The 18,168-nt window shown below is 63.6% G+C and carries 14 protein-coding genes and 1 pseudogene; 10 read left to right on the forward strand and 5 right to left on the reverse strand.

Going from position 1 to position 18,168, the window contains the following annotated elements:
• The first annotated feature begins 115 nt into the window (after positions 1–115).
• The 5 genes from ACIPZ8_RS09040 (at position 116) to ACIPZ8_RS09060 (ending at position 5,564) form a co-directional block, all read left to right on the forward strand.
• A complete protein-coding gene (locus tag ACIPZ8_RS09040) occupies positions 116–862 on the forward strand; it encodes an amino acid ABC transporter permease (protein WP_085675218.1) in 747 nt (248 codons plus the stop codon).
• Positions 863–1,534: an amino acid ABC transporter permease gene (locus ACIPZ8_RS09045; protein ID WP_159409110.1), complete on the forward strand. Its 672-nt coding sequence runs from the start codon at positions 863–865 to the stop codon at positions 1,532–1,534. It abuts the gene before it with no gap.
• A complete protein-coding gene (locus tag ACIPZ8_RS09050) occupies positions 1,531–2,265 on the forward strand; it encodes an amino acid ABC transporter ATP-binding protein (protein ID WP_003258023.1) in 735 nt (244 codons plus the stop codon). The genes ACIPZ8_RS09045 and ACIPZ8_RS09050 overlap by 4 nt, the downstream gene beginning before the upstream one ends.
• A 69-nt stretch (positions 2,266–2,334) precedes the next feature.
• Positions 2,335–4,239 carry an ATP-binding protein gene (locus tag ACIPZ8_RS09055; RefSeq protein ID WP_400721730.1) on the forward strand — a complete coding sequence of 635 codons (1,905 nt, stop codon included), beginning with the start codon at positions 2,335–2,337 and terminating at the stop codon, positions 4,237–4,239.
• Positions 4,236–5,564: a sigma-54 dependent transcriptional regulator gene (locus ACIPZ8_RS09060; RefSeq protein ID WP_294326516.1), complete on the forward strand. Its 1,329-nt coding sequence runs from the start codon at positions 4,236–4,238 to the stop codon at positions 5,562–5,564. Before ACIPZ8_RS09055 ends, ACIPZ8_RS09060 begins: the two co-directional genes overlap by 4 nt.
• 29 nt (positions 5,565–5,593) lie before the next feature.
• Here the strand turns inward: ACIPZ8_RS09060 and ACIPZ8_RS09065 are convergent, their stop codons facing one another.
• Positions 5,594–6,589: an alpha/beta fold hydrolase gene (locus ACIPZ8_RS09065; RefSeq protein WP_400721732.1), complete on the reverse strand. Its 996-nt coding sequence runs from the start codon at positions 6,587–6,589 to the stop codon at positions 5,594–5,596.
• Positions 6,590–6,786: 197 nt separating this feature from the next.
• On the opposite strand from ACIPZ8_RS09065, the gene metR reads away from it, so the two are divergent.
• Complete coding sequence (gene metR, locus ACIPZ8_RS09070) at positions 6,787–7,704, forward strand: transcriptional regulator MetR (RefSeq protein WP_103449391.1); 918 nt, start codon at positions 6,787–6,789, stop codon at positions 7,702–7,704.
• Here metR and ACIPZ8_RS09075 read toward each other — a convergent pair.
• Positions 7,688–8,101, reverse strand: a complete 414-nt coding sequence (locus ACIPZ8_RS09075) for an NUDIX domain-containing protein (RefSeq protein WP_400721734.1) — start codon at positions 8,099–8,101, stop codon at positions 7,688–7,690. The two genes, metR and ACIPZ8_RS09075, sit on opposite strands and share 17 nt — an antisense overlap.
• A 90-nt stretch (positions 8,102–8,191) precedes the next feature.
• Here ACIPZ8_RS09075 and ACIPZ8_RS09080 point away from each other — a divergent pair, with 90 nt between their 5' ends.
• Positions 8,192–12,502, forward strand: coding sequence for a DEAD/DEAH box helicase (locus tag ACIPZ8_RS09080; RefSeq protein WP_400721736.1), 4,311 nt, complete (start codon positions 8,192–8,194; stop codon positions 12,500–12,502).
• Between the two features lie 101 nt (positions 12,503–12,603).
• On the forward strand, positions 12,604–14,223 hold the full coding sequence (locus tag ACIPZ8_RS09085; RefSeq protein WP_400721738.1) for an FMN-binding glutamate synthase family protein: 1,620 nt from the start codon (positions 12,604–12,606) through the stop codon (positions 14,221–14,223).
• Between the two features lie 27 nt (positions 14,224–14,250).
• Here ACIPZ8_RS09085 and ACIPZ8_RS09090 read toward each other — a convergent pair whose 3' ends face one another.
• Genes ACIPZ8_RS09090 through ACIPZ8_RS09100 form a run of 3 tightly spaced genes read right to left on the reverse strand, consistent with a single transcriptional unit; the run spans position 14,251 to position 17,074 of the window.
• Positions 14,251–15,744, reverse strand: a complete 1,494-nt coding sequence (locus ACIPZ8_RS09090; RefSeq protein ID WP_400721741.1) for a glycosyltransferase family 39 protein — start codon at positions 15,742–15,744, stop codon at positions 14,251–14,253.
• The gene (locus ACIPZ8_RS09095; RefSeq protein WP_400721744.1) at positions 15,741–16,709 is read right to left on the reverse strand and encodes a glycosyltransferase family 2 protein; all 969 of its coding nucleotides are present in this window, start codon (positions 16,707–16,709) and stop codon (positions 15,741–15,743) included. Before ACIPZ8_RS09095 ends, ACIPZ8_RS09090 begins: the two co-directional genes overlap by 4 nt.
• Positions 16,694–17,074 (reverse strand): GtrA family protein, encoded by a 381-nt coding sequence (locus tag ACIPZ8_RS09100; protein ID WP_400721747.1) that lies wholly within the window; start codon positions 17,072–17,074, stop codon positions 16,694–16,696. The genes ACIPZ8_RS09095 and ACIPZ8_RS09100 overlap by 16 nt, the downstream gene beginning before the upstream one ends.
• Positions 17,075–17,223: 149 nt before the next feature.
• Between ACIPZ8_RS09100 and opgC the strand changes: the two are divergent.
• Both opgC and ACIPZ8_RS09110 read left to right on the forward strand, forming a co-directional pair.
• Positions 17,224–17,374: pseudogene (gene opgC, locus ACIPZ8_RS09105) on the forward strand (OpgC domain-containing protein); the annotation flags it as partial.
• Positions 17,375–17,634: 260 nt separating this feature from the next.
• Positions 17,635–18,147, forward strand: coding sequence for a DUF417 family protein (locus tag ACIPZ8_RS09110; protein ID WP_400721750.1), 513 nt, complete (start codon positions 17,635–17,637; stop codon positions 18,145–18,147).
• Positions 18,148–18,168 lie beyond the last annotated feature (21 nt).

The following is an 18,168-nucleotide window of genomic DNA, read 5'->3' on the forward strand; positions in this document are numbered from 1 at the left end:
GCACACGATTGAACCCACAGGCCACGCTTTAGTGTCTACCCTTTCATCCGAGGGCGTTGATCGCCCTTGGATGCTCGAAGGTGCCCGTGAAACAACCGTCTGAGGGGAAATCCCGATGAATTACAACTGGGACTGGGGCGTGTTCTTCAAGTCCACCGGCGTGGGCAGCGAGACCTATCTGGACTGGTATATCACCGGTCTGGGCTGGACCATCGCCATCGCCATCACCGCCTGGATCATCGCATTGCTGCTGGGGTCGGTCCTCGGCGTCATGCGTACCGTGCCGAACCGTCTGGTATCGGGCATCGCCACCGCCTACGTGGAGCTGTTCCGCAACGTGCCGCTGCTGGTGCAGCTGTTCATCTGGTACTTCCTGGTGCCGGACCTGCTGCCCGAAGGCCTGCAGGAATGGTTCAAGCAGGACCTCAACCCGACCACTTCGGCCCTGATCAGCGTGGTCATCTGCCTGGGCCTGTTCACTGCCGCCCGCGTCTGCGAACAAGTGCGCACCGGCATCCAGGCGCTGCCCCGCGGCCAGGAAGCCGCCGCCCGCGCCATGGGCTTCAGCCTGCCGCAGATCTACAACAACGTGCTGCTGCCACAGGCCTACCGAATCATCATCCCACCGCTCACCTCGGAATTTTTGAACGTGTTCAAGAACTCCTCGGTGGCCTCGCTGATCGGCCTGATGGAACTGCTGGCGCAGACCAAGCAGACCGCCGAATTCTCGGCCAACCTGTTCGAGGCCTTCACCCTGGCCACGCTGATCTACTTCACCCTGAACATGGGCCTGATGCTGCTGATGCGCATGGTCGAGAAAAAAGTCGCCGTGCCTGGCCTGATCTCCGTGGGGGGCAAGTAAATGGACATGGATTTCAGCGAAATCATCCCCGCCCTGCCTGCCCTGTGGGAAGGCATGGTCATGACCCTGCAACTGATGGTCATGGGCGTGGTCGGCGGTATCGTGCTCGGTACCATCCTGGCGTTGATGCGCTTGTCGTCGAGCAAGCTGCTGTCACGTGTGGCCGGCGCCTACGTCAACTACTTCCGCTCGATCCCGCTGCTGCTGGTGATCACCTGGTTCTACCTGGCGGTGCCGTTCGTGCTGCGCTGGATCACTGGCGAGGACACCCCGGTGGGTGCCTTCACCTCGTGCGTGGTGGCGTTCATGATGTTCGAGGCCGCCTACTTCTGCGAAATCGTCCGCGCCGGTGTGCAGTCGATCTCCAAGGGCCAGATGGGCGCTGCCCAGGCCCTGGGCATGACCTACGGCCAGACCATGCGCCTGATCATCCTGCCCCAGGCCTTCCGCAAGATGACCCCGCTGCTGCTGCAGCAGAGCATCATCCTATTCCAGGACACCTCGCTGGTGTACACCGTGGGCCTGGTCGACTTCCTCAACTCGGCACGTTCCAACGGCGACATCATCGGGCGCTCCCATGAGTTCCTGATCTTCGCCGGGGTCGTGTACTTCGTCATCAGCTTCTCCGCTTCGTGGCTGGTCAAGCGCCTGCAAAAAAGGATCACCGTATGATTTCCATCAAGAACGTCAACAAGTGGTACGGCGACTTCCAGGTGCTGACCGACTGCAGCACCGAGGTCAAGAAGGGTGAAGTGGTTGTGGTCTGCGGCCCTTCGGGCTCGGGTAAATCGACCCTGATCAAGTGCGTCAACGCCCTGGAGCCGTTCCAGAAGGGCGACATCGTGGTCGACGGCACCTCGATCGCCGACCCCAAGACCAACCTGCCCAAGCTGCGCTCGCGGGTCGGCATGGTGTTCCAGCACTTCGAGCTGTTCCCGCACCTGAGCATCACCGAGAACCTGACCATCGCCCAGCGCAAGGTGCTTGGCCGCAGCGAGGCAGAAGCGACCAAGAAAGGCCTGGCCCTGCTCGACCGCGTCGGCCTCGGCGCCCACGCCAAGAAGCACCCCGGCCAGCTGTCCGGAGGCCAGCAGCAACGCGTGGCCATTGCCCGCGCGCTGTCGATGGACCCGATCGTCATGCTGTTCGACGAACCGACCTCGGCGCTGGACCCTGAGATGGTCAACGAAGTACTGGACGTGATGGTCGAACTGGCTCACGAAGGCATGACCATGATGTGCGTGACCCACGAAATGGGCTTCGCCCGCAAAGTGGCCAACCGGGTGATCTTCATGGACAAGGGCAACATCATCGAGGACTGCCAGAAGGAAGACTTCTTCGGCAACCCGAGCGCCCGCCACGAACGCACCCAGCACTTCCTCAGCAAGATCCTGCAACACTGATTCGGCAACAACGGCACCGCTGCCAGGGTGAGCCCGGCAGCGGATGCTGGCCGTGACAAGGCCACTGTGATGAAATGCGACCCTTCGCTTCTTCTCCCTGCCAAGCCCGCCGTGAAATCCCGCCTGATTCGCCAATTGCTGCTGCCGCCGCTGATCATCCTGCTGATGGTCGGGCTGGGCATGGCCGGCTTTCTGATCAGCGAGAGCAACGGCATCCGCACGTTGAGCGAAAGCGGCGAGCGCGCGCTGGAGCTGCATGCGCGCACGGTCGAGAGCGAAATCAGCAAGTACACCTACCTGCCGAGCCTGCTGGAGCTGGAAGACAGCGTCTCGCAGCTGCTCACCGACCCTGATGGCGCCAACCGGCAGACCGTCAACGAATACCTCGAAGGCCTGAACCGCCGCAGCCGCAGCCGGGCGATCTTCGTGCTCGACACCAACGGCCGGGTGCAGGCCAGCAGCAACTGGCGCGATGCCGACTCGTTCCTGGGTGAAGACCTGTCGTTCCGGGCCTATTTCCAGAGCGCCGTGCGCGGCGAGCCAGGCCGTTTCTACGGGATCGGCAGCACCACGGGCGAGGCTGGCTACTACCTCGCCCATGGCCTAGAAGAGCACGGCAAGATCATCGGCGTGGCGGTGATCAAGGTGCGCCTGGATACCCTCGAAGAGCGCTGGCAGCGCGCCCGCCTCGAAGCCTTCGTCAGCGACGAGAACGGCATCATCATTCTCTCCAGCGACCCGGCCCGGCGCCTGAAATCGGTGCGCCCGCTGACCCCGCAGATCAAGGAGCGCCTGGCGCGCAGCCTGCAGTACTACTGGTGGCCGCTGAACGAGCTGCAGCCGCTGGCCCGCGAAACCCTGGCCGATGGCGTGGAGAAACTGACCTTCCCGGCCAACGCCGAAACCGCCCGGGGCAAGCCCCATGAAGTGAGCTACCTGGCGCAGACCCGGCGCCTGGCCGACACGCCCTGGCACTTCACCCTGCTCACCCCGCTGCAGGACCTGCGCCGCGAATCCATGGTGCAGGGCATCCTGGTCGGTGTGGCCTTCGCCCTGCTGACCATCCTCGCCATCGCCTGGAACGAGCGGCGCAAGGTAATTGCCACGCGCCTGGCCGCCCGCGAGGCCCTGGAAGAAGCCAACAGCCAGCTGGAACGGCGCATCGCCGACCGCACCGCCGACCTGCGCGCCAGCAACGAACGGCTCAAGGGCCAGATCCGTGAACGCCGGCATGCCGAACAGACCCTGCGCCATGCCCAGGACGAACTGGTCCAGGCCGGCAAGCTGGCGGCGATCGGGCAGATGTCCACCAGCATCGCTCACGAACTCAACCAGCCGCTGGCGGCGCTGCGGACCCTGTCCGGCAATACCGTGCGCTTCCTCGAGCGTGGTGCACTGGAAACCGCCAGCACCAACCTGCGCACCATGAACGACCTGATCGACCGCATGGGCCGCATCACGGCCAGCCTGCGCTCGTTCGCCCGGCGTGGCGACGACAGCGGCCAGGCGTCGCTGGCCAAGGCCGTGGAGGCATCCATGCAGGTGCTGAGCAACCGCATCACAGGCTGTCACCTGCGGCTGCACAGCCAGTTCGACGACCAGCAGCTGGCCATCGACCAGACCCGCCTGGAGCAGATCCTGGTCAACCTGATCGGTAACGCCCTTGATGCCATGGCCACCCAGCCATTGCCCGAGCTCTGGCTCGAAGGCGAGTTGCAAGGCGACAAGTACCGCCTGCGGGTGCGCGACAACGGCCACGGCATCGATGCCGAAACCCGCAAGCACCTGTTCGAACCTTTCTTCACCACCAAACCGGGCGAACATGGCCTGGGCCTGGGGCTGACCCTGTCTGCGAGCCTTGCCGCCGCCGCCAAGGGCAGCCTGAACGTCGAGCACCCCGCCAGTGGCGGCACCGCCTTCGTCCTCGCCCTGCCCCTGGTCACGCCCCCCAGCGAATCGGCAGAGCAACCATGAACCAAGCGCCACTTACCGTTCTGATCGTCGAAGACGACCCGCATGTGCTGCTCGGCTGCCAGCAGGCGCTGGCCCTGGAGGACATCGCCTGCGAGGGTGTCGGCAGTGCCGAACAGGCCCTGGAGCGCATCGGCGACGACTTCGCCGGCATCGTCGTCAGCGATATCCGCCTGCCCGGCATCGATGGCCTGGAGCTGCTCAACCGCCTCAAGGCCCGCGACCGCAGCCTGCCCGTGGTGCTGATCACCGGCCACGGCGATATCGACATGGCGGTCGGCGCCATGCGCAATGGTGCCTACGATTTCATGGAGAAACCGTTCTCGCCCGAGCGCCTGGTCGATGTGGTGCGCCGCGCGCTGGAGCAGCGCGGGTTGTCACGCGAGGTGGTGGCCCTGCGCCGGCAACTGGCCGAACAGAGCAGCCTGGAGGGGCGTATCATCGGCCGTTCGCCGGCCATGGAGCATCTGCGTGAGTTGATCGCCAACGTCGCCGATACGTCGGCCAACGTGCTGATCGAAGGTGAAACCGGCACCGGCAAGGAGCTGGTCGCCCGCTGCCTGCACGATTTCAGCCGGCGCCAGGGCCAGCCGTTCGTGGCGTTGAACTGTGGTGGCCTGCCGGAAAACCTGTTCGAGAGCGAGATCTTTGGCCACGAAGCCAACGCGTTCACTGGTGCTGGCAAGCGGCGCATCGGCAAGATCGAACACGCCAATGGCGGCACGTTGTTCCTCGACGAGGTCGAGAGCATGCCGATCAACCTGCAGATCAAGCTGTTGCGCGTGCTGCAGGAGCGCACCCTGGAGCGCCTGGGCTCGAACCAGAGCATTGCGGTGGATTGCCGGGTGATTGCCGCCACCAAATCAGACCTCGATGCGCTCGGCCAGGCCGGGCAGTTCCGCAGCGACCTGTATTATCGCCTGAACGTAGTAACCCTTGAGCTGCCACCGCTGCGTGAGCGCCGCGAAGACATCCTGCAATTGTTCGAACACTTCCTGCAGCAATCGGCGCTGCGCTTCGACCGCGAGGCGCCGACGCTGGACAGCCAGACCCTGTCACGGCTGATGGCCCATGACTGGCCGGGCAACGTGCGCGAGTTGCGCAACGTGGCCGAGCGTTATGCCCTTGGATTGCCGGCGTTCAAGAAGGGCCCGAGCGGTGGCGCCAGCCAGGGGCTGGGGTTTGCCGAGGCGGTGGAGGCCTTTGAGCGCAACTTGCTAAGCGATGCCTTGCAGCGCACCGGTGGCAACCTCAGCCAGGCCAGCCAGGAGCTGGGCATGGCCAAGACCACCCTGTTCGACAAGGTCAAGAAGTACGGGCTCGGCTGATCGGCACCCGTGAAGCAGGCGATGCCGATTCAAAGCCCGGCGATATGGGTGACATCTTGCCGGTGAGACTGCAGGTAAGGCAGCACCGCCGCCAGCAAGGGTGCCTTGAACCGCTCCTGGAAGCGGTGCGCCAGCCCCGGAATCAACCGAAGCTGACTCCCCTGGATATGCGCTGCCAGATGCACCCCGTGCATCACTGGCAATAGCGGATCGGCGGTGCCGTGCACCACCAGCGTCGGCACTCGCAATTCATTCAGCAACTGCACCCGGCTCGGCTCGGCCAGAATCGCCATGATCTGGCGCTTGGCGCCCTCAGGGTTGAACGCCCGGTCGTAGGCCACCGCTGCCTGCTGTAACAACACGGCACGGTCGTCATGCACCTCGGGGCTGCCCAGCGCCGCCAGCAGGTCGGCCTGCTGCTCGATAGCCACCTCGCGATTCGGCGCACTGCGCCGCGCCAACAACTGCACCAGGGCCGGGGCCGGCGCCGGCAGCCCCGCTGCCCCCGAACTGGACATCACCAGGGTCAGGCTACGCACCCGCTCCGGCGCCATGGCTGCCAGGTGCTGGGCGATCATGCCGCCCATGCTCACGCCCAGCACATGGAACTGGCGGATGCCCAGCACATCCATCAGCTGCAGGCCATCGTTGGCCATGTCGGTCAAGGTATAAGGCGCGGCGACCGGCAGGCCCAGCTTGTAGCGCAACAGCTCGACCGTGAGGTTGGCCGAAGGCGGCAGCTGGTTCCAGCGCGACAGGCCGACATCGCGGTTGTCATAACGAATCACCCGGAAGCCCTGGCGGCACAATGCTTCGACCACATCGTCCGGCCAATGGATGAGTTGCCCGCCCAGGCCCATGACCAGCAGCAAGGCCGGATCGCGAGGCGCGCCGACGCTCTGGTAGACCAGGCTCAGCGCACCGATTTCGGCACGTTGCACCGGCACATGGGCGTCGCAGCGCGTGTCGGCGAAGCTTGCCGAAGCGCTGAACGCGAGAAAGAAAAAAAGCAGAAAAGCCCGCATGAAAGAAACACCAGAATGCAGATCCCCAGTAGAGCGCGAGTCTGATGAATTTAATTCAGGCGCGCTGCCACAGTTCAGTGACAGTTTGATGAACCCCGCTGAGCGGTGCGGCCGATCGTCCAGTCGACAGCCTGGGGCAACATGAGAGAAACTCAACTCATACCCCATTTCCTCAAGAATTTTTCTCGGAGTCAGCTGTGCTGGAGATCCGCCACCTGAAAACCCTTCATGCCCTGCGCGAGGCCGACAGCCTGGTGGAGGCCGCCGAACGCCTGCACCTCACTCAGTCGGCGCTGTCGCACCAGTTCAAGGAGCTTGAAGAGCGCCTGGGTTTGCCACTGTTCGTGCGCAAGACCAAGCCGATCCGCTTCACCAGCGCCGGCCTGCGCCTGCTGCAACTGGCCGATGCCACCCTGCCGCTGCTGCGCGGCGCCGAACGCGACATCGCCCGCCTGGCCGGCGGCACTGCCGGGCGCCTGCACATGGCCATCGAATGCCACAGCTGCTTCCAGTGGCTGATGCCAACCATCGACCAGTTCCGCGATGCCTGGCCAGAAGTGGAGCTGGACCTGGCCTCGGGCTTTGCCTTCGCCCCACTGCCGGCGCTGGCCCGGGGCGACCTCGACCTGGTGGTGACCTCCGACCCGCTGGACCTCGCCGGCATCACCTACGTGCCGCTGTTCACCTACGAAGCCATGCTCGCCGTGGCCAACCAGCACCCGCTGGCCAGCAAACCGTACATCGTGCCCCAGGACCTGCTCGACCAGACCCTGATCACCTACCCGGTGGAGCGCGACCGCCTGGACATCTTCACCCGCTTCCTGGAACCGGCCGACATCGAGCCGGCTGCAGTGCGTACGTCCGAGCTGACGGTGATGATGATGCAACTGGTCGCCAGCGGCCGTGGCGTGTGCGGCATGCCGCACTGGGCGCTGCACGAGTACAGCGCCCGGGGCTACGTGAAGGGCAAGCGCCTGGGCGAAAAAGGCCTGTTCGCCACGCTGTATGCGGCAGTGCGTACCGACATGCTCGACGCACCTTACATGCGCGACTTCCTGCTGACCGCCAAGGACACCTCGTTCGCCACCCTCGACGGCGTCAGCGCGGTACGCTGACGGCCTGGCGGTAAAGCGGCAGGATCAGGTCGCGGGTCAGCGGCGCCAGCGCCAGTGTGGGTGCCTGGTCGGCGGCCAGCCACAGCACTTCTTCGATTTCCGCCGCAGGGGCCACAGCCTCGGCACTGTCGACGCGGAACAGCTCGGCCTGCACCTCGAAGCCCGGTTCGTTGGCGGCCGGTGCGCTGAACTGGCCCAGGTGCACGGCCTGGGCCGGGTCAATGTGCAGCCCCAGCTCTTCATGCAGTTCACGCACCAACGCCTGAACGGGTGATTCACCCGCATCGATCTTGCCACCAGGCTGCATGAACGCCTGGGTGCCACGCTTGCGCACCAGCAGGGTACGGCCTTGCGGGTCGATCAACAGGGCGGCGGCGATGCGGATGATGTTGGGCATGGGTGGGCTCGCTGAAAAGGCGACAGTCTACCGAAGATCCACGACGAACGGCCCCTTGCCAAGCCGCCGTTCAGCCGTCATAACCGACAGATGAACCTGCCAGCCCACCAGCACCCGGTGCTCGAGCTGTTCCACCCGGCCGTCGGCACCTGGTTCCGCCGCCACTTCGCCACGGTCACCGATGCCCAGGCTCGTGCCTGGCCGCTGATCCACGCCGGCCAGTCGACGCTGCTTGCCGCGCCGACCGGTTCGGGCAAGACCTTGAGCGCCTTCCTGGCCGTGCTTGACGAGCTGTTCCGCGAGGGCCTGGAACATGGCGGCGAGCTGCCGGCGCAAACCCAGGTCGTCTACGTCTCGCCACTCAAGGCGCTGTCCAACGACATCCGCCTGAACCTGCAGGCCCCGCTCGAAGGCATCAGCCAGGCCCTTGAAGACCAGGGTCTGAAAGCCCCGCGCATCACCACCGCCGTGCGCACTGGCGATACGCCGCAGAAGGAGCGCGCGGCAATGCGCAAACTGGCGCCGCACATTCTGGTGACCACCCCCGAATCGCTCTACGTACTGCTGGGTTCTGCGTCCGGCCGCGAAGGCCTGGCCAGTGTGCACACGGTGATCGTCGACGAGATCCACGCCCTGGCCGGCAACAAGCGCGGCGCCCACCTGGCGCTGAGCCTTGAGCGCTTGCAGGCCCTGTGTGGGCGCCCGCTGCGGCGCATCGGCCTGTCTGCCACCCAGCGACCGGTGGAGCGCGTGGCGCAGTTCCTGGTCGGCCAGCAACGCCCTTGCGCAGTCGTCGACATCGGCCATGCACGCCAGCGCGACCTCGCCATCGAAGTGCCGCCGGTGCCGCTCGGTGCCGTCATGGCCACCGACGTCTGGGGCCTGGTCCATGACCGCCTGGCTGCCCTGGCCCGCGAACACCGCACCACGCTGGTCTTCGTCAACACCCGGCGCCTGGCCGAACGCATCGCGCGCCACCTCAGCGACCGCCTGGGCAAGGAAGCGGTGGCTGCGCACCATGGCAGCCTGGCCAAGGCGCTACGCCTGGACGCCGAACAGCGCCTGAAGAACGGCCAGTTGCAGGTGCTGGTGGCCACCGCCTCGCTTGAACTGGGTATCGACATCGGCGATGTCGACCTGGTCTGCCAGATCGAATCACCCGGCTCGATCGCCGCCTTCCTGCAACGTGTCGGGCGTTCCGGACACCAGGTCGATGGCATCCCCAAGGGGCGACTGTTCGCGACCTCGCGAGACGACCTGATCGAATGCGTGGCCTTGCTCGACTGCATCCGCCTTGGCGAACTCGATGAACTGCACATCCCCAGGGCGCCGCTGGACGTGCTGGCCCAGCAGATCGTCGCCGAAACCAGCAATCAGCCCTGGCAGGAACAGGCGTTATTCGACTGCCTGCGCCAGGCCACGCCTTATGCCGCCCTTGACCCCGCGCATTACCAGGCCCTGCTGCGCATGCTCGCCGAAGGCTATAACGGTCGCCTGGGTATCCGCAGCGCGTACCTGCACCGCGATGCGGTCAGCGGCACCTTGCGCGGGCGCCGCGGCAGCCAGCTGACTGCGCTGACCAGCGGCGGCACCATCCCCGAGACTGCCGACTATGCCGTGCTGCTCGAACCCCAGGCGCTGAACATCGGCAGCGTCAACGAAGACTTTGCGGTGGAAAGCATCGCCGGGGACATCTTCCAGCTGGGCAATGCCTCCTACCGCATCCTGCGGGTCGAACCCGGACGCGTGCGCGTCGAGGATGCCCAGGGCCTGCCGCCGACCATTCCGTTCTGGCTCGGTGAAGCGCCGGGGCGCAGTGACGAACTGTCCGCAGCAGTCGCCCGCCTGCAGGCCCGGCTGGATGAGCAGTTGGCGCAGCACGAAGGCGAGGTCGGCAACGTTCTGCCGTGGCTGCAAGGCACCTTCGAACTCGACGACGCCAGCGCCAGCCAGTTGCTCGACTACCTGGGCCGCACCCGCGAGGTGCTCGGTGCCCTGCCCTCACAGCAAACCTTGGTGATGGAGCGCTTCTTCGACGAGTCCGGCGGTACCCAGCTGATCATCCATTCGCCCTATGGCAGCCGTATCAACCGTGCCTGGGGCCTGGCCCTGCGCAAGCGCTTCTGCCGCACCTTCAATTTCGAGTTGCAGGCCGCGGCCAGCGAGGACGCCATCGTGCTGTCGCTGTCGACCAGTCACAGCTTCGAACTGGACGAGGTGTGGCGCTACCTCAACAGCCGCAGTGCCGAGCAGATCCTCATCCAGGCCCTGCTCGACGCCCCGCTGTTCGGCGTGCGCTGGCGCTGGAATGCCGGCGTGGCCATGGCCCTGCCGCGCTTCGTCGGCGGGCGCAAGGTGGCGCCGCAGATACAGCGCATGAAAAGCGAGGACCTGATCGCTGCAGTGTTCCCCGACCAGATCGCCTGCCTGGAAAACATCGTGGGTGAGCGGCAGATCCCCGACCACCCGCTAGTCGAGCAGACCCTCGACGACTGCCTGCACGAGGCCATGGACAGCGAAGGCTGGCTGGCGTTGTTGCGGCGCATGGAAAGCGGCCAGGTGCGCCTGCTGTGCCGCGACCTGCCTGCACCTTCGCCGCTGGCCTCGGCCATTCTCAATGCACGGCCTTACACCTTCCTCGATGACGCCCCGCTGGAGGAACGACGCACCCAGGCGGTGATCAACCGGCGCTGGAATGAAGTGCATGACGGCGATGACCTGGGTGCGCTGGACGCCGATGCGATTACTGCCGTGCAGGCCGAAGCCTGGCCGCAGCCGGGCAATGCCGACGAGATGCACGAGGCGCTGATGACCCTGGGCGCCGTCAGCCATGACGAAGTCCAGGCCAACCCCAGCTGGGACCTGCTGCTGCGCCAGCTGGCCAAGGCCGGACGTGCCCTGCGCCTGATCGATGAAAAACTCTGGCTGGCACGCGAACGCCTGAAGCTGCTGCAAACGCTGTATCCGGCATCGCACCTGGAGCCCGCGCTGGAAGTCCTGCCCGGCTTCGATCAGGCCATCGACCCGGACAGCGCACTGAGCGAGCTGCTACGCGCCCGCCTGAGCGGCCACGGTCCGCTGAGCGTGGCACAGATTGCCGCACCACTCGGCAAGCCCTTCGCCCAGGTCGAACAGGCGCTGGCCCGCCTGGAAGCCGAAGGCTACGTGCTGCGTGGCCACTTCAGCCCAGGGGCGCGGGACCTGCAATGGTGTGAGCGCCACCTGCTGGCACGCATCCATCGCTACACGGTGAAACGCCTGCGCCAGGAGATCGAGCCGGTCAGCCTGCAGGACTTCATGCGTTTTCTGTTCGACTGGCAGCACCTGGCACCTGATGAGCGCCTGCGTGGGCCACAGGCGGTCGCCGAGGTGCTGGGCCAGTTGCAAGGTTTTCCCAGTGCGGCCGGCGCCTGGGAAGCAGAACTGCTGCCCGCACGAATCAAGGATTACAGCCCGCACTGGCTGGACGATGCCTGCCGCAGCGGGCAGTTTGCCTGGAGCCGGCTGGCAGCGACGGTGGCGAGCAATACCGTGTCCAGCACACCGTTGGTGCTGTTGCCGCGTGAACACTTGAGCCTGTGGCGCAGCCTCGGCCCGGAGCCGGCTCTGGAAGCACTTGGCGGGCGGGCACAGCGGGTGCTTGAGGCGCTGCAGGCTCAGGGAGCGTTGTTCTTCGACGAACTGACCGTTGGTGCCCATCTGCTACCCAGCGAGCTGGAAACGGCGTTGCAGGAACTGGTGGGGGCCGGCCTGGTAGGCGCCGACAGTTTCACCGGCCTGCGCAGCCTGATCACCCCGGCGGCCAAGCGCACATCCCGTAACAGCCGGCGCGGCCACCCGCCGCTGTCCAGCAGCATGGCCCACGCCGGGCGCTGGGCCTTGTTGCGTCGGGGCGGCGGCACTGTCGACGAAAACCAGCGCCTGGAGCACATCGCCCGCGCTCTGCTGCGGCGCTATGGGGTGATCTGCTGGCGGCTGCTGGAGCGGGAAAGCGATGTACTGCCGCCCTGGCGCGAGCTGCTGCGCTGCTATCACCGGCTGGAAGCGCGTGGCGAGATTCGGGGTGGGCGTTTCATAGCCGGGCTGGCGGGTGAGCAGTTCGCCTTGCCGGAGGCGGTCGGGTTGCTGAGACAGGTACGTCGACGGGCGCTAGATGGTGGGCTGGTGGTGGTGAGCGCCAGTGATCCGCTGAACTTGATAGGGTCGCTGCTGCCCGGTGCGAAAGTGCCTGCTGCGGGTGATAACCGGCTGCTGTATCGCGATGGCGTACCCGTAGCGGTGCGAGTGGCGGGGCGGTATAGCTATCTGGTGGAGGGGGCGGCGCAGGAGCAGGCGAACTGGAAGGAGAAGTTGATTCGTACGCCGACAGCTTTTCAGCGCCCTACTCCCAGGCGAGAATGATTTTCGCTACCCCGATTTTGATTTGCACTGCCACACAAGTTGGCTATGGTCGGGGTTTGCCCCAGGCCCTGAGCCTGACCGCGCCATCGCAAGGACCCCGTATGAGCCTGTCACTTCTCAGCCGCTATGCCTTCTTCACCGCCTGTGTACTGTTCACCCTGGCGAGCCTGCCGTTCCTCCACCACGAATGGCTGTGGCCCTTCACCCTGGCCACCGGGGTGCTCAGCCTGATCGGGGTGTTCGACCTGCTGCAGCAACGTCACGCGGTACGCCGCAACTATCCGATCCTGGGCAATATCCGCTACCTGGTCGAGGCCATCCGCCCGGAAATCCGCCAGTACCTGCTGGAAGCCGACAGCGACGCCCTGCCCTTCTCCCGCGCCCAGCGCTCGCTGGTGTACGCCCGGGCCAAGAACGAAGCCTCGGACAAACCCTTCGGCACCCTGATCGACGTCTACGAGTCGGGCTTCGAATTCATCGGCCACTCCATGCGCCCGGCGCCACTGACCGACCCGGCGAGTTTCCGGGTCATCGTCGGCGGGCCGCAGTGCAGCCAGCCGTATTCGGCGTCGATCTTCAACATCTCGGCCATGAGCTTCGGCTCGCTCAGTGCCAACGCCATCCGCGCCCTGAACAAGGGCGCCAAGCTGGGCAACTTCCACCACGATACTGGCGAAGGCAGCATCAGCCCCTATCACCGCGAAAACGGTGGCGACCTGGTCTGGGAACTGGGCAGCGGCTACTTCGGCTGCCGCACCGCTGACGGTCGCTTCGACCCGGAACGCTTTGCCGCCCAGGCACGCACACCACAGGTGCGGATGATCGAGATCAAGATGAGCCAGGGCGCCAAGCCCGGCCACGGCGGTATCCTGCCCAAGCACAAGGTGACCCGGGAAATTGCCGAAACCCGCGGTGTGCTGATGGGCGAGGACTGCATCTCACCATCGCGCCACAGCGCCTTCTCCACACCGATCGAGATGATGCACTTCATCGCCCAGCTGCGTGAGCTGTCCGGGGGTAAACCGGTGGGCTTCAAGTTCTGCCTGGGCCACCCGTGGGAATTCATGGGCATCGCCAAGGCCATGCTGGAAACCGGCATCCTGCCCGACTTTATCGTGGTCGATGGCAAGGAAGGCGGCACTGGTGCCGCGCCGGTGGAGTTCACCGACCACATCGGCGTGCCGCTGCGTGAAGGCCTGCTGTTCGTGCACAACACCCTGGTCGGCCTGAACCTGCGCGACAAGATCAAGCTCGGTGCCAGCGGCAAGATCGTCAGCGCCTTCGACATCGCCAGCGTGCTGGCCATCGGCGCCGACTGGGCCAACTCGGCGCGCGGGTTCATGTTCGCCATCGGCTGCATCCAGTCGCAGAGCTGCCACACCAACAAGTGCCCGACTGGCGTGGCCACGCAAGACCCGCTGCGCCAACGCGCCCTGGTGGTGCCGGACAAGGCCCAGCGGGTGCTGAACTTCCACCACAATACCTTGCGTGCGCTGGCCGAAATGCTGGCCGCAGCAGGCCTTGAGCACCCGGCGCAGCTGGAGGCCAGGCACCTGGTGCGGCGCGTGTCGGCCACCGAGATCAAGCTGTTCTCGCAGATGCATGTGTTCCTCAAGCCTGGAGAACTCCTGACCGGCGAGGTCAACGGTCAGTTCTATTCGCGTATGTGGCAGATGGCCCGGGCCGACAGCTTCGAGCCGCATAGCGAAGCGGTCGCATGAACCACCCATACCAGCGGGTCAGTCAGCTCAGGGAGAATGGGGCGGAATATCGAACAGCAAAGCCTCGACGCCTCCTGCCCTGATTTCGTCAACTTTGAGCCAGTACCGAGGTAACTGCCTTACATGGTGCGGGCCGGGCCCCACCACCCACCAGACTCGACCGGACTTCTCCGCAAGGTTTTCTGGCCGAGCTACATAAAGTTGCTGAGCATGTGGGTAGAGCAGCGTAGCGGCCCCTCGGCTTTGCAAAGAAGTACCGGACGAGTCACCTTGCATACCGTCTCGGTAGAGCAATGGCATAAAACTTCCATGACTGTAATACGCCACGCTGTAGTACCAGAACAACCCATCCACAATTACAAGGTCCCCTGACTGACGATGGCGCGACAACTGTTCGACTACTTGCTTAAGCGGATTCTGATATTGATAGACATGCGTCAAGGCACTGGCTTCTGCAAACGCACAAGTAAGCGTCAACAGAATGCCGCAGGCACGCCTATGTCTGATGAGCTGATCCAGCCCCAAGGCCAGCAATATGGGTAGTGCTACTGCCGCGAACAACAGATAGCGCTCCATGAACATGGGTTTCAAAAAGGACGCCAGCCATACCGCGCAGATCGGGAAAAAGCAATATATGAACAACAAGACTGCCTGCCGGGTGGCGCGCCTTGCTACGCCGGCCACTGCCATGGACGACACGAGCAGCAACAATGCGGAAAAGAGCGTCGCTACTCCATATCCCGTACCGTCAGCGTCAGGTACGAAAAAACGCCATAGTGCCAGCGGTATGGAACTCAACGTTACCTCTGGTATCCAGGCAACAGCCTGGGTATTCGAGAGTTGCCCGTAGAGGATAGGCAACCAAGGCAAGAACATCAGGAACATCACTGCATTGGCAAGCCACCAGTTGCGATTCAGTATGAAAGGCCTGCCGTCAGCATCTCGTACGCATGCCATGCAAAGCCAGCTGGCCAACACTGCAAACACCGTAAAGTAATGGGTGTACACCCCCGCCACTGTAAGTAGCGTGTATCCCATCAGGCCACGTAGCCGTAAAGGCTCCCTCAGCCAATCCATCAACATCAGCGTGGCACCCAGCAGGAGCAGGCTCAAAAGCGCATACATCCGGGTTTCCTGGCTAAACCGTACTGCAAACGGGAATAAAGCCAGGAGCAGTCCGGCCAACAGCGCAGCCCGAAGGGATGCCAAACGCCTTGCTACCAGCATCCCGACAGCGACTGTTGCCACACCCGCCAACACGCTCATGCTACGCACGGCAATGACGCTGTCGCCAAAGGCCATTATCCAGTAATGCAGAAGAAGGTAATAAAGCGGGGGATGCACATCCCGCGCTGTGTGAAACAGAATTTGCCCAGGCGGCATGGCGCTGAGCATCACGGAGAAACCCTCGTCGTGCCAGATTACAGCCCCTGAAAGCTGATACAGACGCACAGCGGCACTCAAGCCCAGAATGAGTGAAACGGCTATACGGGTCGTCGATCGGGACCAGGCAAACGTCATTGGGATTTGCTCTGAGATACGGATCCCGACTCACCGGCCAGGCTCCTGCGCACTCGTGCCCTGACAACATAGCGCGGTCTGTGCTTGGATTCCATGTAGATACGCCCGATGTACTCCCCCAGCACGCCGATGCCGATCAGTTGTACACCCCCAAGGAACAGTATGGTTGTCATCAACGAGGGATACCCTGGTACCGGGTTGCCGAACAGCCATTTATCGATGATCTGCCAGGCAGCTGAAGCCAGCGCGAACGATGCGACGACACCGCCCACGTAGGTCCAGAGTCGCAATGGCACGGTGCTGAACGAGGTGATCCCATCCAAGGCCAGATTCCACAGTTTCCAGCCGTTGAAGCGACTCTTGCCTGCCGTGCGCGAGGCGCGCTCGTACTCGACCACTGCAGTCTTGAAGCCAGGCCACGACAGCATGCCCTTCATGAACAGTTGCTGTTCGGGCATCGACTTGATCACCTCCACGACCTTGCGATCGAGGAGGCGGAAATCACCGACGTTTTCCTCGATGCGAATCTGCGAAATGCAGTTGAGCAGGAAGTAGAACCCCATAGCCGTGCATCGTTTCAAGTAACTGTCGCATGAACGGTCACGACGTTTGGCAAGCACGACATCGAAGCCTGCCCGCCATTGTTCGACCAGCTTGGGAATCACTTCGACCGGGTCTTGCAGGTCGACGTCGATTGGAATGACGGCATCGCCACTGGCCTGTTCCAGCCCGGCGAACAGCGCGGCTTCCTTGCCGAAGTTGCGAGAAAGGTCGATGAGGGCAACATCGGGATCACCGGCGATCAGCTGGCGGATCTGTTTTTCGGTTCCATCCTGACTACCGTCATTGATGAAGATCAGCTCGACCTGATCAGCCTGATTGGCAAGCGCCCGACGCACCGCGTCATAGAACGGCCTGATTGCCTGTTCCTCATTGAATACCGGCACGATCAGCGAAATATCCATGTACGCTTCTCCGTGAAGACCCATCGCGAAAACACAAAGCCCAGCGGCAGGCTGACCAGGCAGAACAGCCCGACGGTCAACGGTGGTGGCCAACCCTGGCTGTCTGCGATGTACCCCAGTGACGCACTGAGGCTGCCCATCCCCGCCACGAACACGCAGTAGCGCATGAGCGAAACGGGCACCCTGAAGGTGAACCTGGCATTGGCAAAGAACGAAAAGGACAGCGCCGCGACGAACGCGACCAGGTTGCTGAGCGCCTGGTCATTGCCTGCCGCCAGCAGCGCGGCAAATACCACCACGTGAACGGTGGTGTTGAGGATGCCCACGATCAGGTACTTGAGGAATGCCGGCATTCTGCGTGACATGCGTGTTCGAACCTTCCCGATCTGGCCTTTGCACCAAATTAGGTGAAACCAGCCAACAGAACTACTGACAGAAATGCCAGTTGACGGTGATGGCGAAGCGGAGCCGCATGGTGAACCAGACGATCATCTTTCAAACCTGCACACTGACCATGAACTACGGGCACGACCTTCGCATCGACTTCTTTCGTGTTCATCTTCTGGGACCACATCCCTGACAAGCCATTGGGCAATGTCACCGTGCGGAATATCGGCTTCAGCGACGCAGCGAAGATCTTCGTGTTCCTCGCCGGTTACGCGGCAGAGTTTCCGGATGGGGCGGGGATCGCTGGCCGGTGCAGTTGTTGATCGCACTGGGCGGGCTGCTGGCCATGCTATTGCTGGCAGGCAGGCTGGAATGGAACAAACAGTTGGGGCAGCCTGTGCTTCATCGGACTATGACCAGGTATTCATAGTTCTTGCATCGCATGCGCCCCAATTCCCACAGTGGTGATTGGCAGCGTCCCATAGCGAGGCAAGACCCGCCTGCCAATACTGGTGCACGTTCTCCAGGAGCCTGCACCATGACTGTAATGCGTAGACTTGCCAATCATCCTTATCTGCCCACGCCTAGCCAGCTACAGGCGACCGGTAGCCTCATCGCCATGCTTGGCGTCGCCCTGCCAATGTTCATGATCGGCCTGCTCAAGTTCACCACGATCGAGGTTCAGGAGCTGGTGCCGCTGATCAGCAATACCCCTTGGCTGGCCTGGCTCTATGTCCTGTTCGGTGAGGCAGGAGCCTCCTACTTTCTAGGTGTGGTCGAAATACTCAGCGCAATCCTCATACTCGGTTCAAGGTGGTCCACCCTGGCGGCGATAGCAGGGGGGACGTTGTGCACGCTGACATTCTCAGTAACATTGTCGATCCTGTTCACCGTGCCGATCTGGGAAACAGAATCCGGCGGCTTTCCATGGCTAAACAATAACGGCAGCTTCCTGATCAAGGACCTGGCATTGCTGGGCATAAGTCTGACCATTCTGGGCAAAGGCCTGACCCGACTGACATCGGCAAGCAATGGCCACACCAGGCGCTGAAAGCAAAGCCCCGGCTTAAGG

The sequence above is a fragment of the Pseudomonas sp. NPDC089422 genome (genome assembly GCF_044749405.1).
In the GTDB taxonomy this organism is placed as follows: Bacteria; Pseudomonadota; Gammaproteobacteria; order Pseudomonadales; family Pseudomonadaceae; genus Aquipseudomonas.